This window comes from Leptospiraceae bacterium, assembly GCA_024233835.1.
Classification (GTDB): domain Bacteria; phylum Spirochaetota; class Leptospiria; order Leptospirales; family Leptospiraceae; genus JACKPC01.
Map to the genome: position 1 here is coordinate 426,435 of JACKPC010000004.1, position 12,731 is coordinate 439,165.

Consider the following 12,731-nt stretch of genomic DNA (forward strand, 5'->3'; position numbering starts at 1 on the left):
CAATAATAACCAATATTATAGTCTAATGTAAAAAGGATAAAAAATGAGTAATGTACAGGTTTCAATTCCGGATAGCATGGATTTTGTTATGGATAATTTCATCAAAGCGGGTATTTTTCCTTCAAAGGAAGAAATGCTTCTTGCTGCTTTATCTAAATTTGTTCAAAAGAATCAAATAGAATTATTAGATTACTTTGCAAATCAAGATATTGATTGGGCTTTAAAAGAAAAGGAATCGATTTGAAAATTATCGTAAGTGATTCTGGCCCCATTATTCACCTGAACGAAGTTAATGCATTGGAAATGATTGTAAATATGGGTGAAATTTTTATTCCACTCGCTGTAGCAAAGGAAGTAGAAAGACATAAGGTATCACTGCCTGATGAATTTACAATTATCGAACTGGGTCCTGAAGAGCTGGAAGAATCCAAAAAATACATGACCTATGGAAATATTCATATCGGAGAATCTGAAGCTATTATTCTTGCGAGGCAATTAAAAGCCGATCTCTTTCTAACAGATGATGCTTCAGCAAGACTTTTTGCAGAAACAAAAGTTCTAAATGCTAGAGGCTCTCTTGGTGTAGTCTTATGGAACTTAGTTCACAAAAAAATAACTAAAGAAAACGCAAAACAAACATTAATTGGATTGAAACAAAGTTCTTTATGGGTATCTGATAAAGTATTTCAACGGGCATTATCTATAATAGATGGATTATAATTAAGATCTCCTACTACGTCGTCACCGGGGGAGAACACCATATCTATTTTGACTACGAATGGCAGGGTAAGAAACGAAAGGTCGATGTGGTGACAGACAAGTTCTATAGGCCGGTTAAATTAGTGTTTAGGGATTAGGGGTTAGGGATTAGCTGTTGGCTGTTAACGGTCAGCTGTTGGCTAATGCTTCACCTTCTTTATGTACCAAGAGTTACTCGATACTGCATCTCAGGCAGCCCTCTCAAATACAGATTCAATTCCCCGGCTAAAATGTAGTGCTTCCAACACATGCTCTTCCCGGATATATTCACTTGCATCCATATCGGCTATCGTACGGCTTAGTTTACGAATTTTATTCATTTTACGTATTCCTATCTCCATAGACTTTTCCAAATTCTCCCAGACTCTCAGAGCTTTCTTATCTACAGTGAAATAATCAAGACATTCTTTTCCACTCATAAGACCGTTAAAAGCCTTTGCTGAATAATTAAAGCGAATGTTTTGAATCTCTTTTGCAGCACAAATTGTCTGAAAAATCTCAGCCAAATCGACTTCTACTTTCTTACCGGTTGCTGCTGTATAACTCATCTCAACCTGCAAATCTATCCTGTCTAAAAAAGGGCCTGAAAAACGAGATAGATACCTCTGAATTCTTGTTGCCGAACAAAGACAATTTTTCTCATTATTTCCAAAATAACCACAGGGACAGGGATTACTGGCAGCAATCAGCATAAAAGATGCAGGATACGTATAGTGTCCGTTTACACGGCTTATAGTTACCTTTCCTTCCTCTAAAGGTTCTCTGAGTGCCTGTAAAACTCCGGGGCTGAACTCTCCTAATTCATCCAGAAATAAAATTCCATTATGGGCAAGACTTACCTCTCCCATGCGTATGTCTCTTCCTCCTCCTACCATGGAGATGTCAGAGGCCGTGTGATGAGGGCTTCGAAAGGGTCGAGTAAATTCAAAAGCACTTTCCTTCGACATCAGTTCCATTTTAGACTTCACCCGTAATAGATCTAAAAACTCAGCTTCGTTCAGGGGGGGCTGCAATTCAGAGGACAATCTGGCCAGCATAGTTTTCCCGGTACCCGGACTTCCCAAAAAAAGAATATGGTGCTTTCCCGAAAGAGCAATACTCAAAGCCCGAAGTCCCAAAAGTTGCTTTTCAAATAAGAAAAATTTTCCCGGCTTTCGCTCTTCTTGCCTTGGTGTATAGTCAATGACATAGCTCTCTTTTTGTTTTGTAAAAATTTTTTCAAGCTCTAAAATATGAGAAATTGGAAATATATTAATATCTTTAACAAAGGAGGCCTCTAACTTATTTTCCTCAGGAATCACAACATTTTTTATTATGCTATCTTTGAGGTTTATCAAGATATTTATCAATCCTTTCATGGGACGAATACTTCCATCCAGACCCAGTTCCCCTAAAAATAAATATTCTTCCAGATTAATACTGACCTCGACAAATTTCCCCGCAACTAAAATTCCGGCACAAATCGGTAAATCAAACCAACTTCCCTCCTTTCGAACACCGGCAGGAGAAAGATTCACCAGTATCCGTTGCATAGGAAATTCAAATCCACTATTTTCCATCGCTACCCGGATTCTATCCGTAGATTCTTTAATACAGGTTGCTGCAAGTCCTATAATTGTAAACGTAGGAATCCCACGACGAATATTAACCTCCACCCCGGTTATTGCAGAGTGTATACCCTCGAGATTTGCACTAAATAAGTAAGTATTCATTTCCATTAGCTCCTACTATATAAGGTTTGAAAAATGCAACTTGGAACAAAAATTTTTATATTTTTTTAAAGAGGAAGTGGATATTCGGGATAATTATTACGATTTTTTTATAAGTCCTCCCTTTTTTCTCTGACACTCCAGGGGGCCGTCTAAATTTTAAAAGGATAAGGTTTTTGTATCTTTTTTTCTTGCATAAATAATGCTTAGTAAGCATTATTAGGAAATATAATGGATTTTGCCTTTGTGAATAGAAAAGAAGAATCATTAGTATGAAGTGACTTACTCAGCAATTCAAAAACAATGACCTATCAGGAATATTATAAAAAGTTAATCTACTGCTTCACGTAGCTTCTTAAAGCCAACGATTAAATATCTATAAATTGCAGGATTTAATAAGCTCATATTCGTTTTCATTTTTTAAATTTCTTTTTTGAGTGAGAAAATATCTGTTCCTCGCTCATACTGCCGTCCTTTTCAGGTTTAAAAACCTCACTCATTTCATTGAAAGCTTGAGCAGAACGATATTTTTCCAATTCACTTTGCTTACTCTTTAACAAGTATAATTTTATCTAAATTATTGAAAAAGTTCCAGGCCTTCTGGACAAAATACAGGAATGCCAAAATCACACTAATAAAAAAAGTAATTTACGGAAAAACCAATCAGGTTATTTTATAATCAGGTAGTATCCGCTCAAAAAATCAGGGAGAAATTTCCTTGACTACCGATTTAAACCGGTAGTCAGTAGAGTGTCCCGGAAAAATTGAGTGAATACATCAGGTATTAAAATGGAAAGTGTAATAAACCTCGAACTGGCCAAAATTGCCAGCCTTACCCATAATGCAGTCGTGATTACCGATAAAAATAGAAAGATCCGATGGGTAAATACAGGTTTCACAAGGCTCAGCGGTTATAGCCTCGAAGAAGTCTACGGAAAAACTCCTAAAGAGTTTTTACACGGTCCTCAAACCGATGATACTTTATTATACCACATTCACCAAAAATTGGCAAAAGGTGAAGGTGTAGAAAATATTGAACTTTTAAACTATACCAAAAACAAACAGCCCTATTGGATAAACCTGGAGATAAAACCCATCTTTAATGAAAATAAAGAAATCTACCAGTACATGGCTATAATCATCGATATAACCAATCAAAAAAATACCTTAAATGCAGTAAGTGCATATAAAAAGGCCCTGGAACAATCAGCCATCGTTTTTTATTCAGATATAGAGGGTTTTATTACAGAAGCCAATGAAAAATACTTCTCCTACTTCGGACTTCCCAACTTGAAAAAATGCAATTTTCGTTGTAAGTCTCTCTGGGAAGAAAAATCAGAAAGACCCGTCTATGATTCCATGCTTCCGATTCTAATGAAAGGAAATGTATGGAAAAATAAAATCCAAGTTTTTACATCCAAAGAAGAAGAGTGTTGGTGGGATATTACAATTATTCCATTTTTAGATGATGAGCTAAAACCCTTTCAATTTCTCCATATCTGCTTTGATATAAGTCTTCAACAGAAATTTAACAGAGAGCAAGAAAAAGCCTTTCGAAAAGAAAAGGAACTTAGTGAACTCAAGTCCAGCTTTATCACCACGGTTTCACATGAATTTCGCACTCCCCTGACTGTCATACAAAGTAGTATTGAATTAATAAATGATATGGTAGTCACAAAAACAGAAGAAGATAAACAGATATATGCAAACCTCCAATCCAAAATTAAAACAGCGCTAACGCGTATGGAAAATCTTTTGGATGATATTGGCTTTTTAGGAGACATCAAAGATAGTAATATAAAATTTAATCCTCAGAAAATAAATTTCCCGGCTTACATACATAATATATTAAATAAATACTATAAAACTCATCCATTGGGAAGTAAAATTCAACTACAGGTCAAAAATGGAATTCCCCAAATAAGTATAGACCCATTTTTATTCAGCCATATTGTCATTAATTTACTTAATAACGCCATAAAATACACATCCTCAGGAAAACCTCCGGAGATCATCATTGAAGAAAGAAATAATAAATTGATTTTCATAATCCAGGACTATGGAATCGGCATTCCCGAAGACGAAATAAAAAAAATATTTGATAATTTTTACAGAGCAAAAAATTCTAATCAGTATAGTGGTAATGGTATAGGTCTTTCGATCGTCAAAGAAATGGTGCGATTACATAACGGGAAAATTACCTGTAAGTCTAAACTCGGGGATGGTAGTTTATTTATTATTAAGCTACCGATAAAATAATATGGTTTCAATATTAGTATTAGAAGATGAAGAAGCTTTAAAAGAGGTTATTACGATCCTTTTAAGCCGTGCTGGTTACAAAGTAGAAGCAGCTTCTAATGGTATTGAAGGCTTAGAAGTTCTGGAAAATTTCAAGCCGGATCTCATTATTTCCGATATCATGATGCCGGAAATGGATGGCTACAGTTTTTTAGAAAAGATTCGGCAGAGTGAAGAATTCAAAAATATTCCCTTTATCTTCTTAAGTGCCAAAACAGAAAAAGCGGATATTCGAAAAGGTATGAATCTCAACGCAGATGATTACTTAACCAAACCCTTTATGAAACAGGATATGTTAGATGCCATAGATGCAAAATTGAAACGAGCATCCCAATCAGAATCAAGAATCAAACAAGAACTGGAAAAATTCGAAAAAATGGCTTTTGACGCTTTAGATAAGAAAAAAAATGAACAAGAAAACTCTATAGAATTTTATAAAGAACTAAAAACCTTACAGGATACCTTATATTCCAAAAATGAAATAATAGATAAATTACGTTTTATAAACTCCCACCATCTCAGGGCGAGTCTCAGTAATATTTCAGGTCTTTTACAACTTATAAATCATGACTTATATAAAGATGCAAATCCCTATCTGAATGATATCCAACAAACAGCTAATGAGCTGGATAGTATCATAAAAGATATTTCAGAAATTTTATCTGAAGAAAATATAAGCGATTTTATTATAAAAGAAAAACAGAAAAAAACAATTTCCCAGATAATGGTAGTCGATGATGATCCCTTATCTATTCTTATATTAGAATCTACTTTAAATTGCTTTAATAAAAATTGGGTTGTACAGTCTTATTCTGATTCAAAAGAAGCTTTATCTTTCCTCAAAAAGTCTCCTAAAAAACCGGACATTCTTTTTTTAGATATCAACATGCCCGGACTAAATGCCTGGGACTTTCTGGAACATATTAAAGGAGACAATAACCAGTATTCAGTCTATATTGTAAGTTCTTCGGTTGATTCAGGAGATATAAAAAAAGCACATTCTTTTTCCTGTGTCATGGGCTATATTACAAAACCTGTATCTGAAGAAAAACTTCAAGATATTCTATTACAAGTAGATTAAATACAAGTATTAAATCTACTTAGAAATATTAAAGAATATGAATATAAAAATATTAGTTATCGGTAGCGGGGCAGTTGGAAGTTTCTATGGCGGGATCTTAAACCGTTTGGATAATTGCAATGTAAGTGTTCTTTGTCGTTCTGATTATTCACATATCCGGCAATATGGTATAGACATTAAAAGTCCCTGGGGCGATTTTCATTTTCAACCCGAACATGTGCTACAGGAAGGCGAAGGTAAGCATCTTTCCTTTGATTATCTGCTCATCTCCCATAAAGTACTTCCTGATATTGATTTAACAGGGCTCTATTCACCTTATTTAAAAAAAGAAACTGCTCTTTTCTTATTACAGAATGGAATCGGCATAGAAAAAAAAGTTCAGGAACTCTTTTCGGAAAATGAAATTATCAGTGGACTGGCTTTCACCTGCATCAACCGTATAAAACCCGGTTTGATTCACCATATTGACTATGGCCATATAAACATTGGTTCTTATCCACACGGAAAAACAAAGAGTTCCAAAAGACTCGCTGGACTTTTCCAAAAAACAAAAGTTCCCTGTGAATTATCTGAAGATATCCTCTTCTCACGCTGGAAAAAGCTGGTCTGGAATGCACCTTTTAACCCAATTTCAGTTTTAAGCGGAGGGATGAATACCAGAGAGATACTGAAAGACCCGGTAAGCCGTCAACTGGTGCGAGAAATCATGGAGGAAGTCTGCCTTATTGCAGAAAAAGAAGGTCATAGACAGGCCAATGAACTGATAGATAATTATCTAGACATGACCTTAAAAATGGAGCCCTATAAAACCAGTATGCTTCTGGATTATGAATCTAATCGAGAAATGGAAGTAGAAGCTATTCTCGGAAACCTTCTCGATATTGCCAGGCAGCACAATCAGAAACTTCCCCATAGTTTCAGTTTATACACCCTTCTTCGTGCTTTAAATAAAAAAAATATTGCCAACTAAAAAGCTTTTCTATATCCTTTTTCAAAAAGGATATATAGGGTGCCTGCATTAGAAAAACTCCTGATTTGCTCTCTTTCTCTCTTTGGAGGCTATTTTTTATATAAACGAAATCAATCGAGCTATAAATTCTTTTTCTTTATCGATTCATTTCTTTACGGTATCATCTTTGCTTCCTGTTTGCTTCTATTTAATTCTCTTATAGAACCCTACATCAATCTTTCTTTTCGGTATATAGGCTTTTTCCAGGCAGCACTGCCCGAAAAACTCTGTGCTTATATCTACCTTTACATATTCATAAAAAAGAAAGATATTCGGGATATTCCTGCCTTAATCAATGTCGCAATTTTTTTTGCTTCCGGTTTTGCTTTCTTAGAAAATATTATTTATGCTTATGCCATTTCTTCCTCTGTTATTTTCATGCGTCTATTTAGTTCGGTTATAGTACATATTGCCACCTGTAGCCTGATTGCTTACTTCATGGGCCAGTACCATCTACATTCCTTTAAAGCAGAGCGAATCTTATATCTTCTCCTCGCTTTTTTCATTCCTTTTTTCTTTCACGCAGCTTACGATACACTTTTAATTTCGGGAGGAAATTCCACTTATCTCATCGCTCTTGAACTGGCAGGTTTAATTGTATTAATAGAATATACAATTGCTCATTCTCATTATTTTCCAAGCCGGGATGAACTCCTTCAAAAGAAAATTTTCTTTGATGATTGGAAAATTCTTCAAAAACAACCTCAGTATGAACGCTGGATTTTGAAATCTATGAAAAAACGAAATGAAGATTTCACTCCGCTTTTCCGTTTTCACATGAGCCATGCCCGCTGGCTTTTATTTTTAATCACACTCTTCACGAGCATTTCAGCTGCAACTTTTCAAAATGAGGTGACCAGTTCTCTGGGACTACATCTTTCCCGAGAAGAACTCATTACCTTACTTATACTATACCCCGCGCTTGTTTGCTTACAACTTTTCCTGAATGGTTCAATTAACCCGGAATATTTTCGTTATAGCCGAATCAGCATTCCGGTTATGTCCGAAGTACAATTTCTATATCCCAAATTAAAAACTCATGTACTTTCAACCGATATAAACCCCTTAAACTCTTTTTTTATAACCTTTGAACCCCTTCCCATACAGGAGGAAATTACATTTCGCTGCGTTTACTCTGAGCGAATATCACCTCCTATTCGTGCCAAAATCACCTGGCAAAATCATGAGGATATAAGTCTTCCTTTTGGAACCCTTGTACATATTCAAAAACCGGATCTGAAAATTATCCGCTTTCTATTCAGATACGCTCTATTCAAATTAAGAAAAGGACTTATCTTTAACTTAAAAATACCGGGTTTTGAAAACATTCGCAAGTTCTTTGTAAAAACCAGTACGGTAATGGAGTCACTTGAATACATTGAAAAAGGAACCGTACTCTTTAATGAGGGGGAATCCGGGGAAACTTTTTATCTTTTAAAGAAAGGGGAAATTGAAATCTTTAAAACCCTCGAATCCGGGGAAAAAGTTATTATGGCGAGAGTGAAACCCGGAGAAATTTTTGGAGAAATGGCCATACTCGGCAATCAACCCAGAGCTGCCGGTGCCATCTGTAAAGAAGATTCCGTTTTGGCTGTTGCCAGTCGTAATAATTTAGAAGGTCTTTTGCAGGGAAATCCGGATTTTGCTTATAAACTCATGCAAACCCTGGCCAGTAGAATTCGAAATTCAGAGAAAATCCTATCCTCAAAAATAGAAGAACTTGAGCTTAAAACACTGAAATATGATTTTCTAAAAAATGAAGAAGTAAAACTCAAAGATAAGCTTTTTCAACTTTTATCGTCTTTCTCCTCAGACTTTCTCCTGCTGGATAAGGAGGGGAGAATTCTTCATAAATCGACTTCCTTTATAGAATCTTATCCTCAGGTGCCTGAAAAAGCCGAGAGATTTGAAGAAATATACACTCTTTTTTACAAAAAAGACCTGAGAGCTGAGCTGTGGAAAGATTTAAAAAAGCAGAAACTTTTGAGATTACCCCTAAAATCCAGAAATAAATCAGCAAAATATCTACATCTTAGATTAGAAACATTTGAAAGTATGGATATTACATTTTTTTTATTGCATCTGGAAAAAAATAATTTATAATCCTTTTTTTTCGTCTATACTTGAGGAGAGAGAAATCTGGAGGAAAATATAGCTATGAAAAAGTTACTTATTTCTATTTTACTTGTTTTTTTGACTGTGCAGTGTGCTAAAAAGAAGAAGATACCCGTACCTTTAGCCAGTGTGCTTGAAAGCACAGAAGAACAAGTTACATCAAGTGGTAGTTCTACCACCCCCTCAAATGACAATGCCAGTGGAGGGAGGGCCAGTCAAACCGATCCGGGAATAACAGAATCCAATCCGGTAATAATTGATCCATCTACTACAATTACCGGAAGCAATAAAGAGGAATATAAAGTAGAGCCTTCGTCTGGAGGTCAATCCAACACAGGAGAAGTGATCATTTCTAAAAAAGTAGAAAATGAAAATACTTCTTCCGGAGACAATAACAACAATACTTCTTCCGGAGACAATAACAACAATACTTCTTCCGGAGACAATAACAACAATACTTCTTCCGGAGACAATAACAACAATACTTCTTCCGGGGATAATAATACAACATCTAATGAAGACAAGAGCCCTGGCAGTTCCGGTTTAAAATCTAAAGATATCAGCGTAAATGTTCTTGTAGATACTTCCTCATCAGACACCTTTGCATACGAAACCTATAAGACTTATAAAGTTGATTCCAGCGTTCTGGATAAGGACGGAAATATACTGAGCGGAATCCTTGTAACCATTACAGAAACAAATTCGAATGGAGAAAAAGTAATTCTTTTCCAACAGGTAAGCGATGAAAATGGTAAAGTAAGCGGTTCTATCAACGTCAGCACTTCCACTTCACAGGTTGAAGTATATGTGAGTCTGGGTAATGATAGCTCTAATTCGACACCGGTTCCTTTGGAAATTAATGGAACACTCAGTAATTGCAGTTCGGATAAAGACAAAGGACACGGAAACGATGCCGATGGGATCGATGAAGATAATCCCGGGAAAAGTACCGGAGTCAACGAAAATGGAATGGAGAACCGTAAAGCTGATGAACATCGCAAACAAAAAGAAGATTCTTCCTGTACCGTTAAAAAGTCGATTAGCACAATCGGGAATATTACAATTTCTGCAAAAAAGAAACAACTAAATACCGTTTATAGTGATAGTGATAGTGATGGAGACGGAGTAAGTGATAAGCTGGATGCTTATCCCGATGATCCGAAAAGAGTAACAAAGTTACGTTTTCCTTCATCCGGGGTAAATACAGTTGCTTTTGAAGACCTGTATCCCAGTGCCGGTGATGCAGATTTAAATGATTATGTAATTCAATTTTATAACGAAGAAGATTTAAATGCAAAAGGAGAAGTCGTTGAAATTCGCGGTTTCTATCAACATGTAGCCCGCGGAGCGGGTTATGTCCATACCTTAAATCTAAGACTACCGGAAGGAACAGATATAAGCTATGAAACCACCATCACAGATGCAAGCGGAAGTAATGTAAGAACCGGTATAAACCGTTTCTATCCAAATGCCTCTCAAATTCAAGATGGACTCTTGATATTAGATAAAAGCAATACAACAATTCCTTCTTCAAATTCTTATTCAGGTCAGATTTTCAACCCAGGCCATATCGCCAGTGTTAAAATTAACTTTAATACACCCGTAAGCCGTGCTGCTCTTGGAAACGCACCTTATGATCTATTTATAAAGATTCTTAGTAAAAAAGTAGATAATAAATATCCGGTTCTTGCTCCAAAGTCTCTGAGTGCAGATGCTTCTTATTACGAAGTTCATTTTCCGGGAAAATACTTTAATGCAGAAAAGGCCGACTTATATCTCGACTCAAAAGGCTTTCCCTGGGCTATTATGGTTCCAGGAATCTGGGCATGGCCTTTTGAAAAACAGGACATCAGAAATAGCAGTGTAAGTGGTTATCCCAAGTTTACTGTCTGGGCAGAAAGTAAAGGGACACTGGAAAAAGAATGGTATAAAGAATTTATCGCCGATAAAGTTTTTCCTGTAGATACAGAGAAAAGCGGTCTACTTGCATTTTTAAACGCAGGAAGTCCCGGAATGAGTGTAAGCATTTCCTTAATTTCTTTAATAGTACTTGCAAGCTTCATGCTGTATATGAAAAATAAGTTTCTCTCTAACAATCAAAAGATTTAAGATCTATAGGAATGTTATTCAAGTCTCCTCCTCTTTGAATAACATTCCTTTTTTCTAATCTACCGCAGATTCTTTTTCGACACCATATTTTAAAGCATATTCGCACTGTGTTATATATTTTTTTGTGGTTTCATCTTCAGCATATTCCTTTAAAATTTCCTGGAATATTTTTTTAGCTCCCTCGTAATCTCCGGCATGATATAAAACAATAGCATTCTCAAAACGGCTTTTGGTTTCTTTCATCATCTCCTTTTTCTCATTTGAATAATAATCAAATAATTCAATGATAAAAACTTCCTTCACCTTCCCTTTCACTTTCACATTTCCCAAAAAACGATAATTATATTTTTCCGTATCGCCTAACTTGATAAATGCTTTTTCACTAATAATAATAGGAGCCGAATATAGCTTTGTTAAACTCTCTAACCTGGAAGCAAGATTTACACTATCTGAAATAACAGTACCTTCCATCCTTTCATTTTCTCCAATAGTTCCTAACATTAGATTTCCAGTATGTATTCCAATTCCAACGGCAATAGGACTGTAACCAACTTTTTCCCTTTCTTTATTATAAGTTTGAATAGAAAGCTGCATTTCAATAGCAGCATCAATTGCATCTTCCACGCTATACGGAAAAAGAGCCATTATGGCATCACCAATGTATTTATCCACAAAACCATTATGTTTCCTAACAATAGGTCCCATTCTCTTGAAATAGGAGTTGATAAAATTGAAATTCTCTTCCGGGTTCATCTGTTCGGAAAGAGTAGTAAAGGAACGTATATCCGAAAACAATATGGTCATTTCCTTCTGAACCTGATCTCCTAATTTAATGTCGAGTATACTCTCTTTCTCTAAAAATTTTACAACTTCCATAGGTACAAATTTTTGATACGCTTGGATATAACTATTTTTCAAGGAATCTGCTGCCTCAATACTTTCTACCATGGTATTAAATGCATTTGCCAGCTTGCCCAGTTCATCTCCGGATTCCAATTGAATCCTATGACTAAACTTTCCTTCACTAAATAATTTTACAGCTTCTGATAGAGAATTTATAGGTCTCGTAAATAAGATAGAAGTAATAATCGTAAAAATTAAGGTTATAAAAAATACTCCAAGCCCTAAGAGTATGGCAAAATATTGAATTTCCTCTACAGGTTGATACAAATGTTTTTTATTAAAATCTAATACAACCATTCCGATTCTTACTAATTTTTCTTCATCTAAATATACGGGATAACTGAATCTCAAAAGTCTTTTCTTCTCGAGCTTAATTTCTTCTAGCTTACTCTCATCAATTTTTTTAAAATAATCAACCTCTTCCATTGAAATATTTTTTCCCATATGCACGTCTTTCATCTCTACTACATATTTGCCGTATACATTAATTATATATATATTATCCAGGGCTTTAATCTTTGATTGTTTAAGGCGTTGAATTAAATTAGCTGTATTCTGATAAGTTGCATCCAGAAATAATTCATCTCTCGCTATAGTTACAAGGTTAGAAGCAATGTTCGTACAAACATCAAGAGTTTTATTTAAAATTATCTCCTGGCTTTTATTTATCATAAAATAAGATATAGGTAAAGTACCCAAAAGAAGAACAACAGAAATAAGAAGAATAAGTTTATAAAATATTCTCATC

At 35.2% G+C, this 12,731-nt stretch carries 9 protein-coding genes; 7 read left to right on the plus strand and 2 right to left on the minus strand.

Going from position 1 to position 12,731, the window contains the following annotated elements; translation table 11 throughout:
* Positions 1 to 43: 43 nt before the first annotated feature.
* Together H7A25_19900 and H7A25_19905 are read left to right on the plus strand one after the other, a co-directional pair.
* Positions 44 to 244 carry a hypothetical protein gene (locus H7A25_19900; GenBank protein ID MCP5502172.1) on the plus strand — a complete coding sequence of 67 codons (201 nt, stop codon included), beginning with the start codon at positions 44 to 46 and terminating at the stop codon, positions 242 to 244.
* Positions 241 to 720, plus strand: a complete 480-nt coding sequence (locus H7A25_19905) for a hypothetical protein (GenBank protein ID MCP5502173.1) — start codon at positions 241 to 243, stop codon at positions 718 to 720. Before H7A25_19900 ends, H7A25_19905 begins: the two co-directional genes overlap by 4 nt.
* A 227-nt stretch (positions 721 to 947) precedes the next feature.
* On the opposite strand, the gene H7A25_19910 is transcribed toward H7A25_19905, so the two are convergent.
* Complete coding sequence (locus H7A25_19910) at positions 948 to 2,471, minus strand: YifB family Mg chelatase-like AAA ATPase (protein ID MCP5502174.1); 1,524 nt, start codon at positions 2,469 to 2,471, stop codon at positions 948 to 950.
* 786 nt (positions 2,472 to 3,257) lie between these two features.
* Between H7A25_19910 and H7A25_19915 the strand changes: the two genes are divergently transcribed.
* The 5 genes from H7A25_19915 to H7A25_19935 are packed head-to-tail and all read left to right on the plus strand — an operon-like array spanning position 3,258 to position 11,080.
* The gene (locus H7A25_19915; GenBank protein ID MCP5502175.1) at positions 3,258 to 4,727 is read left to right on the plus strand and encodes a PAS domain-containing protein; all 1,470 of its coding nucleotides are present in this window, start codon (positions 3,258 to 3,260) and stop codon (positions 4,725 to 4,727) included.
* A gap of 1 nt (position 4,728) precedes the next feature.
* Positions 4,729 to 5,847, plus strand: a complete 1,119-nt coding sequence (locus tag H7A25_19920; protein ID MCP5502176.1) for a response regulator — start codon at positions 4,729 to 4,731, stop codon at positions 5,845 to 5,847.
* Positions 5,848 to 5,884: 37 nt separating this feature from the next.
* Positions 5,885 to 6,817: a 2-dehydropantoate 2-reductase gene (locus H7A25_19925; GenBank protein MCP5502177.1), complete on the plus strand. Its 933-nt coding sequence runs from the start codon at positions 5,885 to 5,887 to the stop codon at positions 6,815 to 6,817.
* 39 nt (positions 6,818 to 6,856) lie between these two features.
* On the plus strand, positions 6,857 to 8,959 hold the full coding sequence (locus H7A25_19930) for a cyclic nucleotide-binding domain-containing protein (protein MCP5502178.1): 2,103 nt from the start codon (positions 6,857 to 6,859) through the stop codon (positions 8,957 to 8,959).
* A gap of 54 nt (positions 8,960 to 9,013) precedes the next feature.
* Entirely contained in the window at positions 9,014 to 11,080 is a 2,067-nt protein-coding gene (locus tag H7A25_19935) for an LruC domain-containing protein (GenBank protein ID MCP5502179.1), read from the plus strand.
* A 54-nt stretch (positions 11,081 to 11,134) separates the two neighbouring features.
* On the opposite strand, the gene H7A25_19940 is transcribed toward H7A25_19935, so the two are convergent.
* Positions 11,135 to 12,730: an adenylate/guanylate cyclase domain-containing protein gene (locus H7A25_19940; GenBank protein ID MCP5502180.1), complete on the minus strand. Its 1,596-nt coding sequence runs from the start codon at positions 12,728 to 12,730 to the stop codon at positions 11,135 to 11,137.
* Position 12,731 lies beyond the last annotated feature (1 nt).

Excerpts from the sequence above, each read along its gene's own strand:
- H7A25_19900 (MCP5502172.1), top strand. The coding sequence starts at position 44 with ATGAGTAATGTACAGGTTTCAATTCCGGATAGCATGGATTTTGTTATG.
- H7A25_19940 (MCP5502180.1), bottom strand. The coding sequence starts at position 12,730 with ATGAGAATATTTTATAAACTTATTCTTCTTATTTCTGTTGTTCTTCTT.
- H7A25_19935 (MCP5502179.1), top strand. The coding sequence starts at position 9,014 with ATGAAAAAGTTACTTATTTCTATTTTACTTGTTTTTTTGACTGTGCAG.
- H7A25_19925 (MCP5502177.1), top strand. The coding sequence starts at position 5,885 with ATGAATATAAAAATATTAGTTATCGGTAGCGGGGCAGTTGGAAGTTTC.
- H7A25_19910 (MCP5502174.1), bottom strand. The coding sequence starts at position 2,471 with ATGAATACTTACTTATTTAGTGCAAATCTCGAGGGTATACACTCTGCA.
- H7A25_19920 (MCP5502176.1), top strand. The coding sequence starts at position 4,729 with ATGGTTTCAATATTAGTATTAGAAGATGAAGAAGCTTTAAAAGAGGTT.
- H7A25_19915 (MCP5502175.1), top strand. The coding sequence starts at position 3,258 with ATGGAAAGTGTAATAAACCTCGAACTGGCCAAAATTGCCAGCCTTACC.